At 58.4% G+C, this 26,253-nt stretch carries 19 protein-coding genes, 2 rRNA genes and 1 riboswitch (1 of these 22 only partly in view); of the genes, 13 read left to right on the top strand and 8 right to left on the bottom strand.

Annotated elements, in window-relative coordinates:
* Nucleotides 1-2,272, top strand: a 23S ribosomal RNA gene (locus LPW13_RS13260) (it extends 610 nt beyond the left edge of the window).
* A 234-nt stretch (nucleotides 2,273-2,506) separates the two neighbouring features.
* Nucleotides 2,507-2,622: ribosomal RNA gene (gene rrf, locus LPW13_RS13255) — 5S ribosomal RNA — on the top strand.
* A 619-nt stretch (nucleotides 2,623-3,241) separates the two neighbouring features.
* Here the strand turns inward: rrf and LPW13_RS13250 are convergent.
* The 5 genes from LPW13_RS13250 to LPW13_RS13230 form a co-directional block, all read right to left on the bottom strand.
* The gene (locus LPW13_RS13250) at nucleotides 3,242-3,955 is read right to left on the bottom strand and encodes an outer membrane beta-barrel protein (protein WP_230436068.1); all 714 of its coding nucleotides are present in this window, start codon (nucleotides 3,953-3,955) and stop codon (nucleotides 3,242-3,244) included.
* A 102-nt stretch (nucleotides 3,956-4,057) separates the two neighbouring features.
* A complete protein-coding gene (locus tag LPW13_RS13245) occupies nucleotides 4,058-4,711 on the bottom strand; it encodes a replication protein P (protein WP_230436066.1) in 654 nt (217 codons plus the stop codon).
* Nucleotides 4,623-5,951 carry a DnaT-like ssDNA-binding domain-containing protein gene (locus LPW13_RS13240; protein ID WP_230436065.1) on the bottom strand — a complete coding sequence of 443 codons (1,329 nt, stop codon included), beginning with the start codon at nucleotides 5,949-5,951 and terminating at the stop codon, nucleotides 4,623-4,625. The genes LPW13_RS13245 and LPW13_RS13240 overlap by 89 nt, the downstream gene beginning before the upstream one ends.
* Nucleotides 5,952-6,073: 122 nt before the next feature.
* A complete protein-coding gene (locus tag LPW13_RS13235) occupies nucleotides 6,074-6,700 on the bottom strand; it encodes a helix-turn-helix transcriptional regulator (protein ID WP_230436063.1) in 627 nt (208 codons plus the stop codon).
* A 2-nt stretch (nucleotides 6,701-6,702) separates the two neighbouring features.
* On the bottom strand, nucleotides 6,703-7,953 hold the full coding sequence (locus LPW13_RS13230) for an MFS transporter (RefSeq protein ID WP_230436061.1): 1,251 nt from the start codon (nucleotides 7,951-7,953) through the stop codon (nucleotides 6,703-6,705).
* 177 nt (nucleotides 7,954-8,130) lie between these two features.
* Between LPW13_RS13230 and LPW13_RS13225 the strand changes: the two genes are divergently transcribed.
* The 3 genes from LPW13_RS13225 (at nucleotide 8,131) to LPW13_RS13215 (ending at nucleotide 12,027) form a co-directional block, all read left to right on the top strand.
* Nucleotides 8,131-9,327, top strand: a complete 1,197-nt coding sequence (locus LPW13_RS13225; protein ID WP_230436060.1) for a permease — start codon at nucleotides 8,131-8,133, stop codon at nucleotides 9,325-9,327.
* 85 nt (nucleotides 9,328-9,412) lie between these two features.
* Nucleotides 9,413-11,668 (top strand): heavy metal translocating P-type ATPase, encoded by a 2,256-nt coding sequence (locus LPW13_RS13220; RefSeq protein WP_230436058.1) that lies wholly within the window; start codon nucleotides 9,413-9,415, stop codon nucleotides 11,666-11,668.
* Complete coding sequence (locus LPW13_RS13215) at nucleotides 11,668-12,027, top strand: cupredoxin domain-containing protein (RefSeq protein ID WP_230439198.1); 360 nt, start codon at nucleotides 11,668-11,670, stop codon at nucleotides 12,025-12,027. Before LPW13_RS13220 ends, LPW13_RS13215 begins: the two co-directional genes overlap by 1 nt.
* Before the next feature lie 67 nt (nucleotides 12,028-12,094).
* On the opposite strand, the gene LPW13_RS13210 is transcribed toward LPW13_RS13215, so the two are convergent.
* The 3 genes from LPW13_RS13210 to LPW13_RS13200 all read right to left on the bottom strand — a co-directional run bounded on the left by LPW13_RS13210 (nucleotide 12,095) and on the right by LPW13_RS13200 (nucleotide 15,730).
* The gene (locus LPW13_RS13210) at nucleotides 12,095-12,910 is read right to left on the bottom strand and encodes a copper resistance protein B (RefSeq protein ID WP_230436056.1); all 816 of its coding nucleotides are present in this window, start codon (nucleotides 12,908-12,910) and stop codon (nucleotides 12,095-12,097) included.
* Nucleotides 12,907-14,862: a copper resistance system multicopper oxidase gene (locus LPW13_RS13205; RefSeq protein WP_230436054.1), complete on the bottom strand. Its 1,956-nt coding sequence runs from the start codon at nucleotides 14,860-14,862 to the stop codon at nucleotides 12,907-12,909. Before LPW13_RS13205 ends, LPW13_RS13210 begins: the two co-directional genes overlap by 4 nt.
* Before the next feature lie 148 nt (nucleotides 14,863-15,010).
* Nucleotides 15,011-15,730, bottom strand: coding sequence for a 4'-phosphopantetheinyl transferase family protein (locus LPW13_RS13200; RefSeq protein ID WP_230436052.1), 720 nt, complete (start codon nucleotides 15,728-15,730; stop codon nucleotides 15,011-15,013).
* Between the two features lie 182 nt (nucleotides 15,731-15,912).
* Here LPW13_RS13200 and LPW13_RS13195 point away from each other — a divergent pair, with 182 nt between their 5' ends.
* The 8 genes from LPW13_RS13195 to LPW13_RS13160 all read left to right on the top strand — a co-directional run bounded on the left by LPW13_RS13195 (nucleotide 15,913) and on the right by LPW13_RS13160 (nucleotide 25,907).
* The gene (locus LPW13_RS13195) at nucleotides 15,913-16,371 is read left to right on the top strand and encodes a hypothetical protein (RefSeq protein WP_230436050.1); all 459 of its coding nucleotides are present in this window, start codon (nucleotides 15,913-15,915) and stop codon (nucleotides 16,369-16,371) included.
* Nucleotides 16,372-16,451: 80 nt separating this feature from the next.
* On the top strand, nucleotides 16,452-17,753 hold the full coding sequence (locus LPW13_RS13190; protein WP_230436048.1) for a TolC family protein: 1,302 nt from the start codon (nucleotides 16,452-16,454) through the stop codon (nucleotides 17,751-17,753).
* Nucleotides 17,754-17,767: 14 nt separating this feature from the next.
* Nucleotides 17,768-18,700 carry an efflux RND transporter periplasmic adaptor subunit gene (locus LPW13_RS13185; RefSeq protein ID WP_230436046.1) on the top strand — a complete coding sequence of 311 codons (933 nt, stop codon included), beginning with the start codon at nucleotides 17,768-17,770 and terminating at the stop codon, nucleotides 18,698-18,700.
* 11 nt (nucleotides 18,701-18,711) lie between these two features.
* Nucleotides 18,712-21,870 carry an efflux RND transporter permease subunit gene (locus LPW13_RS13180; RefSeq protein WP_230436044.1) on the top strand — a complete coding sequence of 1,053 codons (3,159 nt, stop codon included), beginning with the start codon at nucleotides 18,712-18,714 and terminating at the stop codon, nucleotides 21,868-21,870.
* A gap of 41 nt (nucleotides 21,871-21,911) precedes the next feature.
* Nucleotides 21,912-23,309: a DNA repair protein RadA gene (gene radA, locus LPW13_RS13175; protein WP_230436042.1), complete on the top strand. Its 1,398-nt coding sequence runs from the start codon at nucleotides 21,912-21,914 to the stop codon at nucleotides 23,307-23,309.
* A gap of 39 nt (nucleotides 23,310-23,348) precedes the next feature.
* Complete coding sequence (locus tag LPW13_RS13170; RefSeq protein WP_230436040.1) at nucleotides 23,349-24,155, top strand: ABC transporter substrate-binding protein; 807 nt, start codon at nucleotides 23,349-23,351, stop codon at nucleotides 24,153-24,155.
* Nucleotides 24,139-25,131: a FecCD family ABC transporter permease gene (locus tag LPW13_RS13165; RefSeq protein WP_230436039.1), complete on the top strand. Its 993-nt coding sequence runs from the start codon at nucleotides 24,139-24,141 to the stop codon at nucleotides 25,129-25,131. The genes LPW13_RS13170 and LPW13_RS13165 overlap by 17 nt, the downstream gene beginning before the upstream one ends.
* Nucleotides 25,128-25,907 (top strand): ABC transporter ATP-binding protein, encoded by a 780-nt coding sequence (locus LPW13_RS13160; protein WP_230436037.1) that lies wholly within the window; start codon nucleotides 25,128-25,130, stop codon nucleotides 25,905-25,907. Before LPW13_RS13165 ends, LPW13_RS13160 begins: the two co-directional genes overlap by 4 nt.
* 19 nt (nucleotides 25,908-25,926) lie before the next feature.
* A riboswitch (cobalamin riboswitch) is annotated at nucleotides 25,927-26,122 on the top strand.
* The last annotated feature ends 131 nt before the right edge of the window (nucleotides 26,123-26,253 follow it).

The following is a 26,253-nucleotide window of genomic DNA, read 5'->3' as shown; positions in this document are numbered from 1 at the left end:
GAGAAATCGAGTCTTAATAGGGCGTTCAGTTGCAGGCAATAGACCCGAAACCCGGCGATCTATCCATGGGCAGGTTGAAGATTGAGTAACATCAATTGGAGGACCGAACTCACTAATGTTGAAAAATTAGGAGATGACCTGTGGATCGGAGTGAAAGGCTAATCAAGCCGGGAGATAGCTGGTTCTCCTCGAAAGCTATTTAGGTAGCGCCTCGCGTCTCACCCACGGGGGTAGAGCACTGTTTGGGCTAGGGGGTCATCCCGACTTACCAACCCCATGCAAACTCCGAATACCGTGGAGTGCAATCGCGGGAGACACACGGCGGGTGCTAACGTCCGTCGTGGAAAGGGAAACAACCCAGACCGCCAGCTAAGGTCCCAAATATCAGTTAAGTGGGAAACGATGTGGGAAGGCCCAGACAGCTAGGAAGTTGGCTTAGAAGCAGCCATCTTTTAAAGAAAGCGTAATAGCTCACTAGTCGAGTCGGCCCGCGCGGAAGATATACCGGGGCTCAAACTGATAACCGAAGCTGCGGATGCAACTTTGTTGCATGGTAGAGGAGCGTTGTGTAAGCCGCTGAAGGTGAACTGTGAAGTTTGCTGGAGGTATCACAAGTGCGAATGCTGACATGAGTAACGATAAGGGGGGTGAAAAACCTCCCCGCCGGAAGACCAAGGGTTCCTGTCCAACGCTAATCGGGACAGGGTTAGTCGGCCCCTAAGGCGAGGGCGAAGGCCGTAGTCGATGGGAAACAGGTTAACATTCCTGTACTTGCAATTGCTGCGATGGAGTGACGGAGAAGGCTAGGCCAGCACGGCGATTGGTTGTCCGTGTTTAAGGTAGTAGGCTGGGGACTTAGGCAAATCCGGGTCCCTAAGGCCGAGAGCTGATGACGAAGCCTACTTTGTAGGTGAAGTGGTTGATGCCATGCTTCCAGGAAAAACTTCTAAGCTTCAGGCAATTGCGAACCGTACTCTAAACCGACACAGGTGGTCAGGTAGAGAATACCAAGGCGCTTGAGAGAACTCTGGTGAAGGAACTAGGCAAAATGGTACCGTAACTTCGGGAGAAGGTACGCCGGTTTTGGTGATGGGACTTGCTCCCTAAGCTGAGACCGGTCGAAGTGACCAGGTGGCTGCGACTGTTTATTAAAAACATAGTACTGTGCAAACACGTAAGTGGACGTATACGGTATGACGCCTGCCCGGTGCCGGAAGGTTAATTGATGGGGTTAGCTTAGGCGAAGCTCTTGATCGAAGCCCCGGTAAACGGCGGCCGTAACTATAACGGTCCTAAGGTAGCGAAATTCCTTGTCGGGTAAGTTCCGACCTGCACGAATGGCGTAACGATGGCCACGCTGTCTCCACCAGAGACTCAGTGAAATTGAAATCGCTGTTAAGATGCAGTGTACCCGCGGCTAGACGGAAAGACCCCGTGAACCTTTACTACAGCTTTGCACTGAACTTTGAGCCTACTTGTGTAGGATAGGTGGGAGGCTTTGAAGCTGTGACGCCAGTTGCAGTGGAGCCATCCTTGAAATACCACCCTGGTATGTTTGAGGTTCTAACCCAGTTCCCTTATCGGGATCGGGGACAGTGTATGGTGGGTAGTTTGACTGGGGCGGTCTCCTCCCAAAGAGTAACGGAGGAGTACGAAGGTGCACTCAGCATGGTCGGAAATCATGCAATGAGCATAATGGTATAAGTGCGCTTGACTGCGAGTCAGACATGACGAGCAGGTACGAAAGTAGGTCATAGTGATCCGGCGATTCTGAATGGAAGGGTCGTCGCTCAACGGATAAAAGGTACTCCGGGGATAACAGGCTGATACCGCCCAAGAGTTCACATCGACGGCGGTGTTTGGCACCTCGATGTCGGCTCATCACATCCTGGGGCTGAAGCCGGTCCCAAGGGTATGGCTGTTCGCCATTTAAAGTGGTACGCGAGCTGGGTTTAGAACGTCGTGAGACAGTTCGGTCCCTATCTGCCGTGGGCGTTGGAGATTTGAGAAGAGTTGCTCCTAGTACGAGAGGACCGGAGTGAACGAACCTCTGGTGTTCGGGTTGTCACGCCAGTGGCATTGCCCGGTAGCTATGTTCGGACGGGATAACCGCTGAAAGCATCTAAGCGGGAAGCCTCCTTCAAGATGAGATCTCCCTGGAACCTCGAGTTCCCTAAAGGGCCCTGGAAGACTACCAGGTTGATAGGCTGGGTGTGGAAGCGTTGTGAGGCGTTGAGCTAACCAGTACTAATTGCCCGTGCGGCTTGACCATACAACAGAGATGGTTACTGACGATTATCTAGCAAGGCTGGATTGGATTGTGAGCGTTAAGGCGCAAGCAACGAGAGACATACAGAGTTCTTGCGGTGTATTACTACAGATTGTTTTACCGAATTATTTGGGGTTACCGTTGATCGAAAGATCGTGCAAACGGCGGTAACACGGCAGCGCAGGGCCCTTGATATCAAGAGCAGCCCATAAGACCGAGCCAACCCAAGCCAGTTTGCCTGACGACCATAGAACTGTGGAACCACCTGATCCCTTGCCGAACTCAGAAGTGAAACGCAGTATCGCCGATGGTAGTGTGGTGATTCGCCATGTGAGAGTAGGTCATCGTCAGGCTTTAATTCAAAGGCCCAGTCGCTAACGCGGCTGGGCCTTTTTCATATATGGAAAAAACTTTCCACAGCTTTATCCCGCCCAGAATTGTTCAAAAACCCATCGACGTATTTTTATACGGTTCCCCAAAGCCAGTAACCATGCGGTTTACCTCCAATATCCCGTAGTTATGCACAGGTCTATCCATCATATATGTGGGTAACCGCTACTATTTCATCCTTTCAATTCACACAGCCATGAAGTCTGTGGAAACAGAAAACCAAACAGTGTTGTCCTGTGATTAACTTTTATGAGTGAAGGTTCCTCTTGGGATATCTCGTTGGATAAAACGTTTTCGTCCACGAGGAACTTATGTCGGTGTATTTTTGTACGCATCCCGTGAAACCAGCTGTCATGGGCTTCAGGGCTACTACTCTCAACTTATGCACAGGTCTGTCCCAAGAATCTGTTAGTAATAGTGGCTGTGAATAAGTGGAAAAATCCACAGAAAATCAAAAACTAATAGCTGCCTGAATACCTGTGCTCCAGACTCCGGGCCCGCAAGGAGGTTACGTGATCCACAAGCCGGAACAGGGCGGCCATGAGGATGGATATTGGGGGGAAAAGCGAGTGGGGGATGGACTCAGAAGTGCATGCTCCACCCGAGTGAAGCACTCTCTATATCCTGTTCACCGCGAAAGTCGCTGCTGCCGACCTCCGGGAATAGCTCCCACTCGGCACGCAGTGTCCAGCGGTTGTGATGGCGATAGCTGACTCCTGCGCCATACCCCCAGTGGAAGCCGCTTTGATTCTCGCGCCACTGCCCTGACACGGGCATTGTGATTTCTTCTTCTGCCCCGTCATCACCGGTAATAAGGAATACAGCTTCGCCGCGTTGGTTTTGCTCCAGCCTTCTCAGCCAGAATCCGCCGCCAACCTTGCCGAATACGCTGAGTCCGGTGGTTCCGAAAGGAAGGTGAGCGACAACAAAAGCGTTGCCCATACGTGAGGTGATTTCTTCATTGATCCGCATTGCTGGGAACCGGGGGTTACTGACCTGAAAAGCCTGACTGGCATCGGGTAATTGTCGGAGGTCCAACTCAATCGCCAGATTGGGCTTCCAGCGCCACCCGCCATAAACCTTCCAGCCATTACCCTGTTCTTCACAAGATGTACCAGAAGCGGATTGCTGTTGTGAGTTGAGGCCACTGACAAAGGCCGTTGCCTGTGTACAGAAGCCATCGAGGGAGCCATCCAGGGCGCTGAGACCCAGATAGCGGTGGGAGTAGAAATCGGCGCTGGCGGGGGTTGCCAGCAGGGCTGCAGATACAACAAGCAGTTTGGGGAGCCGTGCCATGGCGTTACCTGCTGTTGGTAGAGTGGGGTTTGGAGCCGGCTGGTACTGTATTCCCTAAAGCCGGCTGGTACTGTATTCCCTAAAGCCGGCTGCTAATGAGTATCATATTTTCAGTCGGGCCCGCAATTCCGCCAACTTCTTGGCATTTTCGGATTTGGAAAGGGGCTGACCCTGCTGATGCTCCAGCTGCACCTGCTCGGGGGCGGGTAATTTGTCGCCGGCCATCAGGCGCTCACAGATCTTTTTGTAGTGCGCGGCGAATACCGGGTACGCGGAGGACTCGGGATTGTTGGCGAGAAAAAACCAGTCTGCTGCACGCCCTGCGTGGTATACGGCAGGATGGCTCCACTTGAAATTCGCCTTCGGGCTCGGCGCATTACAGGCTTCACGGTAGGCTGCGCGGGGTTCAGGCAGTCCATTCTCGCCTTCGGCGCACAATTGCAGCATCTTGTGTACGGTGGGCAGGTACTCGCACTGCCTGATCGCGCGCTTGGCGCCTGCGACCATCTGTTCGGGAGTAAATCCCGATAGAGATTCCAGCCACAGCCGCTTGGCGTGGTTCAGGGTCTGTACATCGGGAAAAGCCGCGTTGAACTGATTGTGGTAACTCAGTTTGAGCAGGCCGAATACTTCATTCAGTGCACGTTTTCTGGCGTCGAGCTCGGGATCACCAGTTTGTGTCTGTGACGATGTCCCAGACCGATGTGTCCCTTGTGCGCTGGTTACCTGATTGCCGGGATTCTTGTGGCTTGCCATGGTGTTGTCCTATTGCGAACTTATTACGCTCTGCCCACTGGTAACGCGCGTGTCGCACGAACACGGCATCCCAGCTTTTGCGTGCGCCGCCCTGTTCTCGCCAGTAGATACGGAACTCGGGCACCAGGCCCAGGGCAAAGTCGCGGTCTATTTCACATTGATTCAGCAGGTGCCCCAGACAGTCGCTGGAAGGCTGCCAATTACGCGATATGGGTTTGGCTACCGGGTTCTTCTCAATGCCCTGGCAGTAATAGGCCCACTCTTCTCGCGCGTACTCGATAAACAGCTCGCCCCAGCGGGCGCTGTGCCCGCCGCGCTCAAGCCATTTGTAAATAAATTCAGGGAGCAATTCTGCGGCAAAACTGGGGTTGATGGCCAGACGGCGCAGTTGCTCCCAGGTGTGTTCGCTGGGTTGCCAGTCTCTGACCATGGCGACGGGCTTGCGCTTCTCGATGAACGGCGTTTCCTGCTGTTCCCAGTCTTCAGTGACCCAGTCATTGAACTCCAGATCCCAGGACACGGACTGTTTACCGCTTTTGCGGTGATACTCCACAAACCGCTGCATACAGCGACGCACAAAGGTACTGGGGACGCCTTCGTCCGCCAGCTTGCTCAGGGTGCCTTGATCGGGGTGCCAGTCTTGGGGGAGTGGCTGCTTGCGCCCCTGGGTCGCGCGGAAGGCTTCCCATTTACTCTTCACCTGTTTGAGAAACAGGGAACCGAAGGAATGACGGCTCTCGCCCCGGTCGCGCCAATAGGTCACGAATTCCGGTATTTGCTCACGCACAAAGTGCTCTGGTACACCCAGCTGGCTGATGCGCGCCAGTGTCTCGTTATCCGGTGTCCAGTTGGGGCCGATGGTATTGGCACTGCGCACCGTCTGCTGACGGCTGGCCATCCGGGCCGGGGGCGCAGTATTCGAGGCGGGTGCGCCGGTCTCAGGCAGTGCAAACTTGAGGATGCTGCTGCCCCCATAGGGGGCGGCACCGAGCAACAGTGCGCCCTGGTTGCGCAGACTGGTGGCGACCCGCTGTATATCCGCCGGTTGCCAGAACGGCAGCAATTGCTCGAGTTGCTCTCCTTCTGCAACATACCAGTCGCGCCCCGGGTGGGATTCCGCGGGCAGAAATGGCAGCAGGTCTCCCAGAGCCGTCAACAATACCGCCTCCTCCAGGCCGACGGTGGCAGCCAGAGTGGGAGAGATAGACAGCGGTCTTTCCGGGAGCAGGGGATGTTTCATGGAGTGGATGATAACACCCGGGGCCTGTGGCCGGGGACTGGTATCGCCATCTGGAAGCGGGCTTTGAGTGCGAGTAGAACCTGTGCGAGCAGAGCCGATAGAATGACTGATCGGTTAGTGGTTTAGGGAGTGATTCGGTAGGTACAGCGTCGCGCGCCCTCTAACAGGTAGTCAACGCGCACGACCTCAGCTTCGGGCAAGCACTGGCGAAAGATATCCAGCTCTGAGCGACAAAATTCGCGGCACTTGGTGGCTGCGGCACAAATAGGGCAGTGATTCTCCACCAACAGCCAGACACCGTGGCTTTGATGTATTGCCTGGGCCATGTAGCCCTCCCGATTGCGGAGCTCTGCCAGCTTCTTCACTTTTCCCGCGAGACTGGTGCATGCTGCCAGCGCCTGCTGGTAGTCACTCAGGGCGTTGCGTTCGCGCTTGGCAATCAGTGCTTCCAGGCCCTCGTCACCGAACACTTCGCGCACGCTATCAATCAGGTGCAGGGACAGGTCACTGTGGCGGTCTGGAAATCGGCCGTGGGCCTTTTCTGTCAATTGCCAGAAGCTCGCAGGGCGCCCGACTTTCTCAGCGCGTTCGAAATGCGCCAGTAATCCGTCATCGGCCAGTTGTTTCAGGTGCTGGCGTGTACCCACCGGGGTTATATCGAGCTCGTTCGCAAGTACCTGCGCAGTCTGCGGGCCGCGGGTCTTGAGGATATACAGAATCCGATCGCGATTGTTGCTGGAAGCGGCCATAGTCAGTGCACCGGTGATTTCGCTATTGATGAAGAAAGCCGCGGACTGGCGGTTCTGTGTCGTTGCCACGCAAACTGTGCCGCGCCGGCGAAACACAACAGTGCTCCCAAAACCAGGGACCAGTGGCTGCCCACGAGCGCCACACCGCTGCCCACCAGCGCAATAATAACGCTCGCAAGGCAGAAGTTGGCTGTCAGGAGCCCCATGATGCGCCCCTGACCAAATTGTTCGAAGCGCTCTGACATCAGTGCTGGAAAGACCCCATTCACGGTAGCAATGCCAATGCCGATCAGCGCAAATACCGGATACACACTGATCAACCCGGCCAGTGGCAAAAATAGCAGCAGAGTGCCCAGCGCCAGCGCTCCTTTCAAGACCAGCGCAGTACTGCCGAATCGACGCTGCATCGCCGGGACCACTAGGGCGCTGGTGGCAATCATCGTGCCGGTGACCGCGACTGTGTTCCAGGCGATCTGGTGGGGAGCAAAGCCGAACTTTTCAACCAGCCAGAACGGGTAGAACTCGTAGAATGCGTTGACTCCCAGGCAGAATAAAAGATTGAACAAAGCGAGTGGGAAGATCGCCGGCTCTTTCCACAGTGCCAGGGAGTTTTGCGCGCGTGCCAGGGTGAGCAGACTGGGCCGGTGCCCGGCCAGTGGCCGGTCTGCCTGAATGCCAAACTGTACCAGCGCGGTACAAACGATGACCGCCAGCCCCGCGAACCAGAAAACGGCGTCTACCCCCAGTGTTACCAGATAACCGCCGGACAAAGGGCCCAGAAGCCAGCCAGCGTAGGTACAGGCCATGGCCAGAGACAGCGCGCGGGTGCGGTCGATGGCGGGGTGAAGGTCGGCGGCAATTGCACGCGCGATAGCGATATTGCCCTGACAGACGCCAGTGAGAAAGCGCGCCACGGCAAACAGAATGAAGTTTTGCTGCAGTAACGCCGTGGCCGAAAGCGCATAGCCGATCGAGGCCAGTAGCAGAGTCGACATTAATACCCGTTTGCGTCCGAAGTGATCCGAGAGGCCACCAATGACACTACTGCCCAGCAGCAATCCCAGCGGGAACAACGCCAGTACCAGTCCCAACAATAGCTTGGGTGGCATCCCCATAAAGTGGGTCAGGTCATTGGTGGGCCCTTCAAGAAACATGGGCGCCAATACAGGGTAGGGCAGCGCGATGCCGGCGGTTCCCACCAGGGATACCAGCAATACGGCGAGCAGGGTGGTTCTTGGGTTGGCTATTGGCATGGTAATAAAGAAAGTTGATTGTTGTTTTATTTAGGGTACCGCGATACAGCAATAAGAAAAGCAAATGCTTATCTATTGTCGTTATAGATATTCCCTATTCGGCGCGCAGACCGGGTACAGGCAACGGTGCGATTCGCTAAGCTATTTACTCGGTGATCAAACGGAGACGGCGACCCGATGCAATCCTTTCTGGATAACTGGCATCAAGCGGCGGTAACGACGCTCGGACTTTTCTGGATGGCGTTCTGGGCATTCGCGCTGGGTTATCTGATCAGCAGCATGATTCAGGTGTTCGTGACCCGGGAGCGCATGCGTCGCAGTATGGGGGAGACTGGCGCCAAAAGTGTGGGGTTAGGCGCACTGTTTGGCTTTATCTCAAGTTCCTGCTCTTTCGCTGCACTGGCAACCACTCGCGCGCTTTTTGCTAAAGGCGCGGGATTGATTCCCTCCCTCGCATTTCTACTGGCGTCTACCAACCTGGTGGTGGAGTTGGGGATCGTCATCGCAGTGTTCCTGGGCTGGCAGTTTGTGGTGGGGGAGTACGTTGGTGGGCTGCTGCTGATCCTGCTGATGTGGCTGCTGGTCAAGGCCAGTTATCCCGATGCACTGGTAAAGCGTGCCCGTGAAAAGGCCCGCGAAGCAGAAAATAGTGATGCCCAGGACGAAATGCCGGACTGGAAGAGACTGATCCTTTCCACTGAGGGGTGGCAGCGCGTAGCCGAACGCTTCGTAATGGAATGGAAAATGGTGTGGAAAGACGTCACCATCGGGTTCACTGTTGCGGGCATAATCGCGGTGTTTGTGCCTCAAGCTTTTTTTCAGGCGCTATTTGTCGGTTCGGGGGAGTCAGACCCAGCTTTCTGGCAAGTCGTGCTGCAAAGTGTCGTAGGGCCGGTCGCAGCATTCTTTACCTTCATTGGATCTATGGGGAATATTCCACTGGCTGCGGTGCTGTTCGATAATGGCGTTGCGTTTGCCGGTATCATGGCGTTTATTTTTAGTGATCTGGTGGTGCTGCCGGTTTTGAGAATTCAGGCCCAGTACTACGGTTGGAAAATGGCGCTGTATATTCTGTCAGTATTTCTGTGCATTCTCGTGATCAGTGCGCTGCTATTGCACTACGGCTTTTCTGCACTGGATTTACTGCCCGAGGCCAGTAGCGGAAAAGGTCTGAGTGAGCGGGAGTTTTTCAAGGTCGATTACACGCTGCTCCTGAATGTAGGGTTCCTCATCCTGAGCCTGATCTTTTTTGGCTGGCGGATAAAAATCCGCGGACTGCCGAGGCTGAATACGGATAAACCCAGTGAAAAAATTCTGCTCACCTTGGCCCTGCTGGCGCTGTGTTGGCTCGCCGCTGGCGCGATGTTGATGTGATGTTGGTGCGATGTTGCCTTAACCCGGGGGGAAGCTTTTAAAGTGGCTGTCATCAAAGTTATTACCTTACTTGCTGGAGGTCACAGTGGCTGAAAAGAACAAACTGCCGAAACACCGATTTCGTCTTGAGGGGGTTTCCTGCGCGGGCTGCGTGCGCAAAATTGAAGGCGCGTTGCAGGCGGTACGAGGCGTGCAGGAGGCGCGAATAAACCTGGCCGATAGAACACTAGTGGTGACTGGCGACGTAGATGTACGAGCCTGTATCGCTGCAGTGAAAGAAGCCGGATACGGTGCCGAGGAGATACGAGCCAGCGAGCGTGAATTGAGGGAGCAACAGCGCCAGGAAGAGCGCAAACACTATCATCAATTGCTGTGGCGTTCCGGTATCGCGTTGGTGCTGGGTATTCCGCTGATGGCCTGGGGGCTGATCACCGGTGATATGTCCGTGGACTCACCATCAGAGCAATTGGCATGGGGTGCTATGGGGTTGCTCACCCTGGCCGTGATGGTGTTCTGTGGTGGACATTTCTATACCGGCGGCTGGAAAGCATTCCGTCACCACAGCGCCAATATGGATACGTTGATCGCGCTGGGCACCGCCTCCGCCTGGCTTTATTCAATGTTGGTTGTTATCGGGCCACAGTGGTTGCCGGATGCCGCGCGTCACGTATATTTCGAAGCCAGCGCGATGATCATCGGCCTGATAAACCTGGGTCAGGCACTCGAGGTGCGCGCCCGCGGTAAAACCAGCGCGGCAGTGGAAAAACTGCTGGAACTTCAGGACACCAGTGCCCGTGTGTTACGTGATGGTCAGGAGGTGGATATTCCGCTGGAAGAAGTCCAGCCCGGCGATCACATGCGCGTGCGCCCCGGAGAAAAAGTACCGGTTGATGGTGTGGTCAAGGTCGGTAGTAGCCTGGTGGATGAATCCATGTTGACCGGCGAACCGATACCGGTAGAGAAAGCCGAAGGGGATCGTGTATCCGCAGGCACGTTGAATAAAAACGGCACACTTATCTTTATCGCAGATAAAGTGGGGGCGGAGACCCGACTCTCGCAGATTATCGAAATGGTGCGCAGTGCACAGAACTCCCGCGTACCCATTGCCCGTCTGGCGGACCAGATATCCGCAATCTTTGTTCCTGCAGTGATGATTATTGCAGTGATAACCGCACTGGTCTGGTACAACTTTGGCCCCGATCCCAAGGCGGCACACATGCTGGTGGTTTTGACCTCGGTGCTGATTATTGCCTGCCCCTGTGCCTTGGGGCTTGCTACCCCGATGTCGGTCATGGTCGGTGTCGGGAAAGGGGCCGAGTACGGTGTTCTGATCCGCAATGGCAAAGCGCTTCAGCAGGCCTGTGGCCTCGACACTCTGGTGGTGGATAAAACCGGCACCCTGACCGAGGGCGCGCCAAAGCTGACCGACATCGAAACCGATCTCGAAGAGGACGGGTTGCTGGCGTTGCTGGCCGCGCTTGAAGCGGGGTCGGAACACCCGCTGGCAGAGGCGATCGTCAATGCGGCAAAGGAAAAACAGCTGCAGCTGGGCGAGGTTAGTGACTTCGAGGCGATCACCGCGCATGGCGTGCGCGGGAATGTGGATGGGCGGGCATTGCTGCTGGGTAACCGCAAACTGCTGCAGAAGGAAAATGTCCCGGAGGGCGACTGGCCCGATCGGGTACAGGCGCTGGCCGAACAGGGGCGCACGGCAATGTACGCCGTCGTCGACGGAGAGGTGGCAGGTATTATCGCTGTTGCTGACCCCATCCGCGAGGATGCAAAGGCGGCGGTGGCGCGACTGCAAAAAGACGGCCTTAAGGTGCAGATGCTGACCGGCGACAATCGCGCCACGGCTGAGGCGGTGGCGCGCCAGTTAAATATCGACGAGGTTCATGCGGACCTGCAACCGGAAGATAAAGAAAATCTGATTGCCGAGCTGCAGAACAATGGGCGTAAGGTGGGTATGGCCGGGGATGGCATCAATGATGCGCCGGCCCTGGCGCGCGCCGATGTGGGGTTTGCCATTGGCGGCGGCACCGATGTCGCGATCGAAACTGCCGATGTCACCCTGATGCGCTCCTCCCTGCACGGTGTCGCCGATGCGATCGAGTTGTCCCGTGCCACCCTGCGCAATATCAAGCAGAACCTGTTTGGCGCTTTTATCTATAACACTCTGGGTATTCCCATTGCCGCGGGTGTGCTGTATCCGTTTACCGGCGCCCTGTTGAGTCCGGTAATCGCCGGTGCGGCGATGGCATTTTCCTCGGTGACGGTGGTGAGTAATGCCAACCGGTTGCGTTTCTTTCAGCCGAAAAAAATCGGGGAGGGGCAGTCGTGATGAGTCTTCTGATCAATATTGCAGGGCTGGTTTTGATTGTTGCCATCGTTTGGTGGTTCTGGCTGGCGGGGCGACGCAGCAAAGGCGAACACTATTCGGACTCCCTGGAGATTCTGGTGCGGGACGGTGTCTATGAACCGGACCGTATCGAGGTGCCGGCGGGGCAGGCGATCACCCTGCATTTTCGGCGCGAGGACCCGAGCCCCTGCGCCGAGTATGTGGTATTTGCGGATCTGGATATCAGTCAGCAATTGACGGTAGATGCCGTGACCGACCTGCGTTTACCCGCACTGGAAAAGGGCGAATATCCGTTTACCTGTCAGATGCAGATGTATCGCGGTGTACTCGTCGTCGGATGAGTCGCAAATTGTCGGGGCGCTGCGCTTTCTTTTGCTCAGGCCCCGGTTTCCTTTGAAAGCCCTGATTTTAAAACCAGGTGCGGAGTCCGATCACCCAGGTGGTCTCGCTGGGAGAATCTCCCTCTTCACGTGCAAAATCCGCCGCGTTGCCAAACTTTTTCTCGTAGTGCACACCAAGATACGGTGCAAATTTGGGCGTGAATTCATAGCGCAGCCGCAACCCCGCTTCCAGGTCGGAAAGGCCCGAGCCGGTTGTGCTGTTGCGGTGATTCTGTCCGTAAAAGTTCACTTCCATTTCCGGGGTCAGGATCCATCGCTGGGTCAGTAGCAGCTCGTACTCCGCTTCCACGCGCAGGGCGCTATCGCCGTTCTCTCCCACAAACAGGGACGAGTCCACTTCGAAAAAGTAGGGCGCAAGGCCATTGAGGGCAATGATGCCCCAGTTGCGGCTGTCACTCTCCCGTTCGAAGTCGTGGCGCACGCCTGCCTGCAGGTTCCAGTACGGACTGATTGCTCGACTATAGAGCGCTTGTAATTCCGCTTTTTCGGTTTCGCCTTCTTCCTGTTCCACTTCCGTTTTTAACCACACCCGGTCCCTGTCGCCGCCGAACCACGCGCTACCTTCCAGGGCACCGCTGTTGTGCTGGCGTCGCTCCAGCTGGTCGATGGTTACTTTGCTGAACAGTACCTGGTGGTCCATCACATGATCTGGCGCGTCCGCTGCGTGTCGCAGGTTGGGCGAAGCGGGCGGTGCGTAGGTTGCGGCGGTACCGGCCTGGCCGTGATGGTGGTGACCCGATACTGTGGCCTGTTGTGCGACGGCAGCCTGTGCCTGCAGGGCAGTGCCCAGAAGCACCATTTGCCAGTGAATCAACGCTTTCATACGACCCGCACCTCCCTGAACATACCCGGCATGTGATACAGCAGGTGACAGTGATAGGCCCAGCGGCCGTAAGCGTCAGCGGTAACCAGATAACTAATTTTGGAACCCGGCTGCACAATGACCGTATGCTTGCGCGGGATAAAATCCCCATCGCCGGTTTCCAGTTCGCTCCACATGCCGTGCAGGTGGATCGGGTGCGTCATCATGGTGTCGTTCACCAGGGTGATTCGGATGCGTTCGCCGAATTTCAGCATCAGCGGCTGCGCATCGTCGAACTTGATGCCGTCCATGGACCACATATAGCGCTCCATATTGCCGGTGAGGTGCAGTTGCAGCTCTCGGCTGGGCTCGCGCTGATCGCGGGTGGGGGTGAGGTTGCGGATATCTGCATAGGTGAGCACGCGGCGTCCGTAGCGGTTGGCGTGATCGCGCAGCCCGATGCCGGGATCGTGCAGTCCGTCGCCCGGCATTGATGAGCGCATGTCCACACCGTATCCGAACTCGCTCGGCAGGTGCACGATAGAGCTGTTGCTGCCGTGCCCGGCGCGCCCGAGTGCATCGGTAAACCAGACCCCTTGCATGCCGCCAAGCCCGGGGCGGCCACCGTGGAGGCTGTATTGCTCGGATGCGCGGTTGTGCAGGGCACTATCGGTCATACCGCTATGCTGGGAGTGGTCCGTCTCATCCATGCCGCCCATGGGTTCCATGTTGTGGCCCGCATGCCGGCTATGATCCTTCCTTCCATCTGTGCTGCCAGCGCTATCCATGCCGTCCATTTTGTGGCTGCCGCCATCCCCATGGGCGCCGTGTCCCATGCCCATATCTCGATGGGTCAGTACCGGTGCATAGTCCATGGCGGGAACCGCTGCCTGCAGGGCGGGATCCGGGGTCAGGGTACCGCGAGCGAAACCGCTGCGATCGATGGTCTGGGCAAACAGGGTATAGGCACTGTCCCCGTCCGGCTCGACGATGACATCGTAGGTTTCCGCCACGCCGATACGGAACTCGTCGACGCTGACCGGCTCGATATTCTGTCCATCGCTGGCGACCACGGTCATTTTCAATCCAGGAATACGGAGATCGAAGATGGACATGGCGGAGGCGTTGATAAAGCGCAGGCGGACTTTTTCTCCGCGTTGGAATAGCGCCGTCCAGTTGGCGTCCGGCGTCTGGCCATTCATCAGGAAGGTGTAGGTGTACCCGGTGACATCGGAAATATCGCGATCGGACATGCGCATTTCATTCCACATTTTGCGGTCGCGCCAGGTCTGTGCCACGCCCTTTGCGCGGATCTCATCCCACAGGTCGCCGGCGGTGCGCCGCCGCCGATTGTAGAAGTGCCCCTCGGCCTTGAGGTTGGCGTAGATGTCATGGGGCGACTCGTCACTCCAGTCGGACAGCAGCACCACGTAATCCCGGTCGTACGCCACCGGGTCCGGCTCTGCCGGGTCGATAACGATGGCACCGTAGAGCCCCTGTTGCTCCTGGAAATCCGAGTGACTGTGGTACCAGTAGGTGCCGCTCTGATTGAGCTCGAACTGGTAGCGGTAGCTGCCCCCCGGTTGGATGCCAGCAAAGCTGAGCCCCGGTACGCCGTCCATATCCGATGGCAGGATAATGCCGTGCCAGTGTATGGAGCTGTCGTGGGCCAGGTGGTTGGCCACATTCAGGGTAACGGTTTCCCCTTCTTTCCAGCGCAGAATCGGCCCGGGCAGCCCGCCGTTGACGGTCACTGCGGTGCGGTCGCGACCGGTAAAGTTCACCGGCGTGTAACCGATATTCAGATCAAAGCGGTTCCCACGCAGGGTGTGCACGGCCTCGCCGTTCAATACCGATTGCCGCTCACGGGCACCGGCCCCGCCGGAAATCCCCGCGAGTGCCGCGCCGGCAGCTGCACCGGTCACAAATGTTCTGCGGGAAATGTTTTGGTGACAAAGGTTGGGGCGCTTCATCTTTTTTCCTCAGAACTGTTCGGCGGCACTGTGCACTTGTGCGTAAAGCGCGCGGCTGCCGTCGGTGTTCAGTTACCAGACCTGATGGGGCCAACGCGGCACCGCGCAAACCGGCCCCGGGGCAGCCTTCGCCTGTTAGGTGGTGGTTTCAGGCGTCCAGCCCGCGATGGATGTTCTCTTTACGAATCTCCGCAATACCGGAATCCGTACCGGCCACGGCCAGATGCAGTTGGGTGGTATCCGGGAGCCGGAGCATGCCGTAGTGGAATTGCCACGGCCTGCCGGGGATCGCGAGGTCATTGTCGAACTGGATGCCGCGTCCGAGATGAAACCCTGCCAGGTTGATGCGCGACAACCCTTCGGAAATACCGGTGCCGCGGGCCTTGAAGAAAGCCTCCTTCATGGTCCACAGACGATAGAAGTGCACTGGCATCAGCTCCTGCGGCGGGGATTCCAGCAGCGCGCATTCGTCGGGGTGAAAATAGTGTCGGGCAATGCGCATAAAGTCCCGCGGTTTCTGCGGTTGTTCGATATCGATGCCGATGTCGGATTCGCAGGATACCGCCAGCCCGATCCACTGGCCGCTGTGACTGAGGCTGAAGTGCAGGTCGGGAGTGGAGGCAAGATGGGGCTTGCCGGCATCGTTGCGGGAGAAGGTCAGTGACTCCGGCGTCCGGTTGCTGATTGTCCCCAGCACCCGTCGCAATAGCGCCCGGCTCAGTAGGAACTGATGGCGCAATTCGTCGGAGGCATAGCGCGCCTGACGCTCGCGTTCTTCACGGGAGAGTATCGATTCCAACGCCTGTGCGGCGCTAGTGCCTTGGGGGATATCGTCGGTGCGGAGTAACCAGACTGCAGGTAATGTCATGGAGCACTTCAAAAATGGCTGGCCTGTGTCTCATGCTAAACGCTGCGGTGCCGGGCCGCCAGTGTCTTGTGTTCGTCAGGATGCCAGACCCGGGGGTGACGTGGTGTTAGAATTTTGTATCGCGAGTCGTGATTTGCTTTAATGAAAAAGAACTCATCGACCGATGGCGGGTCTGAAATACCATGTTGACTTCCCGTTCCGTGAAACTGTTTGGCTATCTGCTGATTGCATTACTGACAATGCAATCGGTCACTGCCTGCTATGACGGACACGGTGAACTGGACGTTGCCTCCCAGCATTTACCACCCCATCATCAGGATGCTGCCGACGGTACGCCGCATCTGGATCGATCCGTATCCGATAATCATTCTGCATCCCTCCGTCAGACCGCTGGCATCAGCCAAACCGATGAACACCCGGACCGGGTGGTGCTCGATCTGTTGGCCCCCAGCGAGCACACCAATCCAGATATCGCACAGGACTGTAATCACTGTTGTCATTGCCATAACAGTGCATCCTTGTGTCTGCCGTCCGCGCATCTCACCATGGTGAAATTTGCCGGCAACCACTGGTCCGCAGCGGCAGATTCCGGTTTTCCCCACGGCTATATTTCCGCATTGTTTCGCCCTCCCATCGCCTGAATTTTTCTGACTGCACCACGCGGCCTGTTTGATAAACGCGAGTAGCCGGCCGCGCCTTCAGGAATATTCAGGAGCTTTCCATGCAATTGCTTTTGGCGCCCGTATTGCGGCGCCCGTATGTCCGGCTGCGCCAAATACTGTTTTGTGCCCTGGCGCTACTACTTTTCCACAGCGCGTCCAGCGCTGCGGCTGAGCCCCCCGCACCGGTGCTAACCCTGCAGCAGGCCTTCAGCCGTACTCTGGAGCGCAATCCGTCTCTCCGTATGTTCGAATTCCGGCAGCGTGTCCTGGACGGGCGAGCGCAGACCGCTGCGCTGAATCCGGCTGTCAATCTGAACGCTGAGCTTGAAAACTTCGCTGGCAGTGATGGCTTTGATAATGCCGAGCTGACCGTTGGCCTTTCCTCCGTGATTGAGTTCGGAGACAAGCGGGAGGCGCGCACGGCGTCGGTCAACAGTGAGCGCGCGTTGTTGGAGGTATCTCGTCGGATACAGGCGCTGGATCTGCTGGGAGAAGTGACGCGACGCTATGTACGCGTACTCGCTGGCACCGAGCAGCAGGTGATGGCACAAGACGCGGTGCGTCTGGCCATGGATACATTGAATGCGGTCGACATGCGAGTCTCCGCCGGCGGCGCACCAGTGGCGGAAAAACTGCGTGCCGAGGCCGCACTGGCACGGGCTCAGATCCGGTTGCAGCGGCTGCAACAGCAGTTACGTGCCGATCGCGTCGCCCTGGCCGCGATGTGGGCAGACACTTCCACAGATTTTTCCGTTAACGGCGGCGCACTGTATCGGGTGGGCGCGAAGGGGGACTTCGAGGCTTTTTTCCAGCGCGTGCTCGCCGGGCCACTAGTCAATCGGTTCGCCAGTGAAGAGCGGCTGCGCGCGGCACAACTGCGGCTGGCGCGCACCGCCAGTCGCGCGGATCTCGGTTGGTCGCTGGGGGTGCGCCGAAATCAGGAGGTGGATAGCACCTCTCTGGTGGCGGGCGTCAGCCTGCCGCTGTTCAGCGCCGAGCGGGCCCGCGGTGCGATCAGCGCCGCGGAAGCGCAGCTCGACGGAGTTTCCGTAGAACGACAATCGGCCCACCTGCAACTGCGTACCCAGCTTTATCGGGCCTTCTCCACCCGTGCCCAGGCGATCGGTGCCGTACGACGTCTGCGCTCAGAAATCATTCCCGCGCTGATGCGCGCACTGCAGCAAACCGAACAGGCTTATCGCAATGGACGCTACGGCTATCAGGAGTGGGTGGCCGCGCGTGAAGAGTTACTCGATGCGCGCAGTGCGTTGATTCGCGAAGCAGAAAATGCGCTGTTGGCCCGCGCCGAAATAGAACAACTGACCGCGGCATCGCTGGATGTCATGGTGGTGGAAAAATGAAGACGAGAAACACGATGAATTTTGTAAACGCGACAGAAAAGCAGTTTGCGCTGCGGGTTTTCGCCCCGCTGGCGTTTTTTATATTGGGGTTGTTGGTGGGCAGCAGCCAGGCAATGGCTTCCGGTGAACACCATGAGGATTCGATCGTCGAATTGAGCGATGAAGCCCAGAGTCGAGCAACGTTGTCCACCGCGGTGGCCGGCCCACAAAAAATCGTACAGCAGATGACGTTGTACGGCAGATTGCTGCCGGAGCCAACGGCGGTAAGCCACATCCGCGCGCGCTATCCCGGTGTGGTTTCCCGGGTCAATGTGCATATTGGTGATGAGGTGAAAGAAGGCCAGGTTCTGGCGACAGTGCATTCCAATGAAAGCCTGCAGGAATATCAGTTGCGCGCTCCCTTTGCCGGCATGGTGACCGCGAAACACGCGGGACCGGGGGAGTTTGTCAGCAACCAGAAACTGTTTTCCGTCGCGGACTTTTCGCGCTTGTGGGCAGACCTGCAGGTTTTTCCCGCGCGTATGGCATCGGTTAAAAAAGGCCAGAGGGTACAGATTCGTGCAGGGGATCAATCTTACAACGGGACCGTGCGCAGTCTGGTGCCGGGAGATGAGTCGTCCCCCTATCTACGCGCCCGCGTGCAGGTCGATAATAGCGATGACCGCTGGGTACCCGGGATTTTTGTGGAAGGTCGGATAATCGTGGCGAAGGTGCCGGTAAAAGTAGCCGTGGACAACCGGGCCCTGCAGGAGCTGGATGGCCAGCCCGTGGTATTTGTGCAGACCGCCCGCAATCGCTTTGAGGCGCGCCCGGTTCAGCTGGGTGCAAAGGGGGCGGCGTTCACCGAGATCCATGCGGGGATTGAAACGGACGCGCGCTACGTGGTGGAGAACAGTTATCTGCTCAAAGCCGATCTGAAAAAATCCGCTGCCGGCCACGCGCACTGAGGAGTCGTCCCATGATTGAGTCCTTATTGCGCTTTTCCATTGAGCGCCGGGTGCTGCTGCTTTGCAGTTGTGTATTTCTGATCGCCCTCGGCCTGTGGAGTTATCAGCGGCTGCCCATTGATGCGGTGCCGGACATCACCAATGTACAGGTGCAGATCAATACCGAAGCGCCGGGTTATTCGCCCCTGGAGGCAGAGCAGCGGGTGACCTTCCATGTGGAAACGGCGCTCGCTGGTTTGCCCGGACTTGCCTATACCCGCAGCCTTTCCCGCTACGGCTTGTCCCAGGTGACCGCGGTTTTTCACGAGGGCACCGATCTCTATTTCGCGCGCAACCTGATTGCCAACCGACTCGCCTCCGTGCGCACCGCACTGCCCGCCGGGCTGGAACCCAAGATGGGGCCCATTGCCACCGGCCTGGGGGAGATATTCCTGTACACGGTGTCTGCATCCAGCGATGTGCGCCAGGCGGATGGACAGCCCTACGACACCATTGCACTACGGGAGATTCAGGACTGGATCATCCGCCCACAGCTGGCACTGGTTCCGGGGGTGACCGAGGTCAATACCATTGGCGGCTACCGCAAGCAGTTTCACGTGACGCCGGATCCGCGCAAGCTGCTGAGTTTTGGTGTGAGCATGGAGGATGTGGTCTCCGCCCTTAAGCGCAACAATCAAAACCGCGGTGCCGGCTTTGTGGAGCGTGGTGGCAGTCAGTTACTGGTGCGCTCCCCGGGGCAACTGCAGACCATTGCCGATATAGAAAGCGTCGTGGTGAAAATGCCGAAATCCGGGGCCGAAGGCCTGAATGCGGCGCCGGTTACCGTGGGGGATATCGCCTCGGTGGCCATTGGTCGCGAGTTGCGCACCGGCGCGGCTACCCAGAATGGGGAGGAAACGGTACTGGGAACCGCGATGATGCTGGAGGGGGAAAACTCCCGTGCCGTCGCGGTGGATATCGCCGCGGCGCTGGAAAACATTCAGGCTTCATTGCCGCAAGGCGTTATCGCAGAGCCGGTTTACAACCGCACCGTCCTGGTGGACAAGGCGATTGCCACGGTGCAGAAAAACCTGCTGGAAGGTGCGCTGCTGGTGATTGCAGTGCTGTTCCTGATGCTGGGGAATTTCCGCGCTGCACTGATTACTGCCGCGGTCATTCCCCTGGCCATGCTGGCGACGTTGACCGGCATGGTGGGCACCGGTATTTCCGCCAACCTGATGAGCCTCGGCGCACTGGACTTCGGATTGATTGTAGACGGGGCAGTGATCATCGTGGAGAACGCCATCCGACGGCTGTCGATGGAATCTCACCGCCATCAGAATGGCATTATTCCACTGCGTCAGCGGTTGGAGGTCGTGTTCAGTGCCACCAACGAGGTGATCCGTCCGAGTCTCTTCGGTGTGCTGATCATTACCCTGGTGTATGTGCCTCTGTTTTCGTTGACCGGTGTGGAAGGCAAGATGTTCCACCCCATGGCGGCCACGGTGGTGATGGCCCTGCTGGCGGCGATGGTGTTCTGTTTTACCCTGGTGCCCGCGGCGGTGGCGGTATTCCTGCGCGGGCCCATTTCTGCGCGGGAAAGTGGTGTGGTGCGCGGGCTGAAACTTCTGTATCGCCCGGTGTTACTGGCGGCACTGAACCTGCGCTGGCTGGTGCTTTCGTTCGCTCTGTTGCTGGTACTTTCATGCGCCTGGCTCGCGACCACCATGGGCTCGGAGTTTGTCCCGCAATTGGACGAAGGGGATATCGCCCTGCACGCCATGCGGGTGCCGGGCACCGGCCTTGAACAGTCCGTGCGTATGCAGCGGGAACTGGAAAAGGCGATACTGAAAATGCCGCAGGTCGAGCGCGTGTTTTCCCGCATCGGTACCCCGGAAGTCGCCTCCGATCCCATGCCGCCCAACGTGGCGGATACACTGGTGATGATGAAACCGAGGAGCCAGTGGCCCGATCCCGACTTGCCCCGGGATGCACTGGTTCGCCAGATGAAAGCCGTGGTGGAAGATGTGCCGGGCAACAATTACGAGTTTACCCAGCCGATCCAGATGCGCTTCAACGAACTGATCTCTGGTGTGCGCGCGGACCTGGCAATCAAAATTTTCGGCGACGACCTGGACCAGTTGCGTCGCTCGGCGAACACCATCGTGCAGCAGGTGCGCACTGTCGAGGGCGCGGCGGATGTGCGTATGGAACAGGTGGATGAACTGCCGGTGCTCTCCATCGCGCCCAAACGGGTCGCATTGGCCCAGTACGGCCTGGATCTCGAATCCCTGCAGAACCTGATTGCCACCGCTATCGGCGGCCAGTCCGCCGGTTTGATCTACGCCGGCGATCGCCGTTTCGAATTGGTGGTGCGGTTGCCGGAGACCGCGCGGCAGAATATCGACGGCTTCGCGTCACTGCCAGTGGCACTGCCCGGTGGGGGTTTTGTGCCGCTGGAAGAGGTGGCGACGCTGGAGCGGGTGCCGGTACCGGGACAGGTCAGCCGGGAAAACGGCAAGCGTCGCGTGGTGGTGAGCGCTAACGTGCGCGGCCGCGATCTGGGCTCCTTTGTCAGCGACATTCGGGAGATTGTTTCCAGTAACGTGACCCTGCCACCGGGCTACTGGCTGGATTACGGCGGCACCTTTGAGCAGTTGCAATCTGCCAGCAAGCGCTTGTCTCTGGTGGTCCCACTGACGCTGTTGATGATCCTGTGCCTGTTACTGCTGGCTTTCGGCTCCCTGCGCGATGCGCTGATTATTTTTACCGGTGTACCGCTGGCGCTCACCGGTGGAATACTGGCACTGTGGTTGCGTGACATGCCGCTGTCGATTTCCGCCGGGGTGGGCTTTATTGCGCTGTCCGGGGTGGCGGTGTTGAACGGCCTGGTGATGCTGTCATTTATTCGCGAGCGCTGGCGGGAAAGCGGTGAGCTGTATACCTCGATTGTGGATGGCGCCATGTTGCGGCTGCGGCCGGTATTGATGACTGCGCTGGTGGCGAGCCTCGGGTTTGTGCCCATGGCGCTGAACACAGGCACCGGCGCGGAAGTGCAGCGGCCGCTGGCGACGGTGGTGATCGGGGGAATCATCTCCTCCACCTTGCTGACCCTGGTAGTGCTGCCGGCGTTGTACCAGCTGGTCCATGGCCGTGCCCGCGGATTTTCACCGGTGGCTGTGGAAGGGTAGAATCTTCACCTCAATTTTCAGCACCGATACCGGGGAATCACTTGGCCAAGAAATCCAAAACCGCGTTTGTCTGTAACGAGTGTGGTGCCGACTACAGCAAGTGGGCGGGGCAGTGTGGTGCCTGTGGGGCCTGGAACAGCCTCAGTGAGGTGCGCCTGGGGCCCGCGCACACGGATAGCCGTGCGGCCAACTTTACCGCCGCCCAGTCCGGTTACGCCGGCGCTGCCGGTGGTGCCAGCAAGGTGCAGAAGCTCTCCGAGATCGACCTCAGCGAGCTGCCCCGGATCGCCACCAATGCCAGTGAACTGGACCGGGTACTCGGTGGCGGGCTGGTGCCGGGATCGGTGGTGTTGATCGGCGGGCATCCCGGTGCTGGCAAATCCACCATCCTGTTGCAGACCCTGTGTGAACTGTCGCGCTCGCAACCGGCGTTGTACATCACCGGGGAAGAATCCCTGCAACAGGTGGCCATGCGCGCCAAGCGCCTGGGTCTGCCGGCCGACCACCTGCAGATGCTGTCGGAAACCAACGTCGAGCAGATCTGCCTCACCGCCGGCGAAGTCAAACCGCGGGTGATGGTGGTGGACTCCATCCAGGTGATGCACATGGCGGAAGTGCAGTCCGCACCGGGTTCCGTGGCCCAGGTGCGCGAGAGCGCCGCGTATCTCACCCGCTTTGCCAAACAGACCGGTACCGCGCTGATCCTGGTGGGCCACGTCACCAAAGACGGCAGCCTCGCCGGCCCCAAAGTGCTGGAGCATATTATCGACTGCTCCATCATGCTCGAAGGCACCCACGACTCCCGCTTCCGCACCTTGCGTGCGCACAAAAACCGCTTTGGTGCTGTCAACGAGCTGGGGGTATTTGCCATGACCGAGCAGGGTCTGAAGGAAGTCTCCAACCCCTCCGCCATTTTCCTGCAGCGCGCCGACGAGATCGCTGCGGGCTCCGTGGTCACCACCATCTGGGAAGGCACACGCCCATTGCTGGTGGAGCTGCAGGCCCTGGTAGACGACAGCAGTCTCGGCAATCCGCGCCGGGTCGCGGTGGGCCTGGATCAGAATCGTCTCAATATGCTGCTGGCGGTATTGCACCGCCACGGCGGTGTGCTGGTTGGCGATCAGGATGTGTTTATCAACGTGGTCGGTGGAGTAAAAGTGATGGAAACCAGCGCCGACCTCACCCTGTTGATGGCGGTGGTGTCCAGTTTCCGCAACCGCCCCCTGGACCGGGACATGATGATCTTCGGTGAAGTCGGCTTGGCCGGCGAAATCCGCCCGGTCCCCTCCGGCCAGGAACGCCTCAGAGAGGCCGCCAAACACGGCTTCCGCAAAGCCATCGTTCCCGCCGCCAATCGCCTGAAAACGGATATTGAAGGCATGGAGGTGATTCCGGTGAAAACCCTTTCCGAAGCCTTGAATGCGTTGGATATGAGCTGAACCATGCCGCGCCAGGGAAGGATATCTCCGTTGTGGTTGATGGCATTTTGGGCCCTGATATTTTCGGGGCCGGTTGTCGGTGCGGAGCGGGTTGCCTCTCTCAACCTGTGCCTCGACCAGATCCTCCTCGCCTGGCTGCCACCGCAAAATATCGTCTCGGTCACCTGGCTTTCCGATCAGCCCCAGTACCGCAATGGCGCGATACCCGAGCATATCTACCGCAACCGCGCACAGGCGGAAGAACTTTTGCCGTTAAAACCGGACCTTATCCTCACCGGACAATTCGGCGCGCAGCGCGCGGCGGCGCGGTTGGAGGATCTGGGATTTAATCTGGTACGCATTCCCGATGCCTACAGTCTGGAGCAGCTGCAATTACAGCTGGATGCACTGGAGAAAGCGCTGGGGCAATTGCCGGCGCTGCAACAACAGAAGTCCCGCCTGCAAAAACTGCTGGTCAATAAACCGGAAAGTACGGGGGATACAAAGCCCACCGCACTGATCCTGTCCGCCAACAACATCACCTACGGCTCCGGTATGCTGGAGCATCAGCTGCTGACTCGCGCGGGATTTTCCAATCTCGCCGCCGAGCAGGGCATCAATCAACTGGGGCGTGTCAGCCTGGAACAGGTGATCGATGCGGCGCCGGACCTGCTGGTGTTCTACGGCGGGGCGCAGGATTTTGCCATTGCCCATCTGGCGGAACAGCACCCGGTGCTGAAAACTTATATCGAAAGCGGACGCACGTATCGCCTGCCGGCACAGCTGGGGTATTGCCCCGCGCTGGCGGCGGCGGATGTCCTGCAACAACTGCAACAGAAGAGAATGGATCTTGTCGAGCAACCATAGATGGATTTTCGGGCTGATGATCGTCGCGCTGCCACTGGCACTGCTGGCGGCGCTCTCCAGTGGCCCGGTCGCCATCGATCTTGTAGCCGCTTTTACTAGCGGCTGGCGTGGAGACAGCAGCGATGCGGTGATCCTGTGGCAATTGCGTCTGCCGCGGGCGGCGCTGGCGATTTTGGTGGGTGCTGCGCTGGGGATCGGCGGTGCCGCGATGCAGGGCATGTTGCGCAATCCACTGGCAGAACCGGCACTGCTCGGGGTGAGCAGCGGCGCGGCGCTGGCGGCGATACTGGTGCTTTACTACGGTGCTTTTTCCAGTGGACTGGTGTTGCCGGTGATGGCGATTACCGGCGCGCTGTTAGCGGTGGGCAGCGTCTGGCTGCTGGCCGGGCGCGGCGCCAGTGCCAGCCGCCTGGTGCTGGCGGGGGTGGCGATCAATGCGTTTCTGTCGGCGCTGATGGCGCTGGCACTCAACTATGCGCCGAGTATGTTTGCGATGCAGGAGATCGTGTTCTGGCTGTTGGGATCTCTGGCCAACCGCGGCTGGGATCAGGTACTGCTGGCACTGCCGTTTATTCTGCTAGGCGGTATGTTTCTATTCTTTTCCCGCAATTACTTGCGGGCACTTTCTCTCGGTGAAGCCAGCGCCGCATCTCTCGGATTCGCCGGCCGTCGTTACCCCTTACTGGTACTGTTCGGTATCGCCTTTGCCGTGGGGGCATCGGTGGCGGTGGCGGGCACCATCGGATTTATCGGCCTTGTGGTACCGCACCTGATGCGCCCGCTGGTGGGGCAGGATCCGGGCAGGTTGCTGTGGGCCAGTGGACTCGCCGGGGCGCTGTTGTTGTTGTTGGCGGACGTGCTGGTACTCAATACCGTGGGTGCACAGGAATTGCGGATCGGCGCGGTTACCGCTTTTATCGGTGCACCGTTCTTTTTCTGGCTGATTGTCAGCGCGCGACGGGGGATGACACTGTGAATACCACCGATCTGACATTGTGCTGCGACAACCTCTCACTGCAGCGCCACCGGCGTGCGGTACTGGAAAATATCGAATGTGCATTCAGCCCCGGCGAGTTGACCGCGGTGATCGGTCCCAACGGTGCCGGCAAGAGCAGCCTGTTGAGTTGTCTTGCCGGCGTTCTGTCGCCATCGGGCGGCCATGTGCAACTGGGCGAACATCTATTGTCTGCGATTTCCGCTGCCGAACGCGCCCGTCTGTTCGCCTATCTGCCACAGCAGGAAGCGCCCGCCTGGGCGATGGCGGCACGGGACCTGGTAGCGCTGGGGTTGTTGCCGTGGGGGCGAGCCATTCCCGCAACTGAAAAAGCGCAGCGGGTGGCTGATACATTGGCGCAAGTGGATGCGCATACACTGGCGCAACGTCCGGTCACCCAGTTATCCGGCGGTGAATTGCGCCGGGTACAGCTCGCGCGTTTACTGGTGGGAAGCGCACCACTGATAATCGCCGATGAGCCCGGCGCAGCACTGGATATCCGTCACCAGCTGCAGTTGATGCAGACCTTCCGTGCACAGGCGGACAGCGGCAAGAGCGTTATTCTCGCCCTGCATGACCTCGGACTCGCCGCCCGCTATTGCGATCGTATCCTGCTGTTACAGGCGGGACGACTGCGTGCCGATGGATCGCCCGCGGATGTGTTGACCCGCGAGCGTGTGGGCGAGGTGTACGGCATTCACAGCGAATTCCGCTGGCGCGATGGCCGCCCGGAGTTTGTCACCGGCGACCTGCTGTAGCCCCGCCGCGCATTGCGCTATACTCGCGCCCGCTTCAGGTGCCCAGCAGCACACGCCGCCACAAGCGGCCCGCTTGGCTGGGTTAAACGGGAAGTCCGGTGTACGGCTGTTCACAACAACAGTCTGAATCCGGCGCTGCCCCCGCAACGGTGATTCGCCCTCTGCGCCTTTGAGAGAACGATAAGCCCGATACCGGCCTCAAGCAGACCAGTAGTGGTTTATGCGAACTGTTACCTAACGTTCCGCTTGGACCAATAACGATAAAGCGGAGGGCTTTGTCTGGGCTTGTTTGCGGCGCCGGCACCTGTGCCCGTCGATCCTTCTCTCGCCCTTGTATTTCCCTCCC

Origin of the sequence: Microbulbifer celer, assembly GCF_020991125.1 — a bacterium.
GTDB classification, from domain to species: Bacteria; Pseudomonadota; Gammaproteobacteria; order Pseudomonadales; family Cellvibrionaceae; genus Microbulbifer; species Microbulbifer celer.
This window is presented reverse-complemented; position numbering and strand designations above follow the sequence as displayed.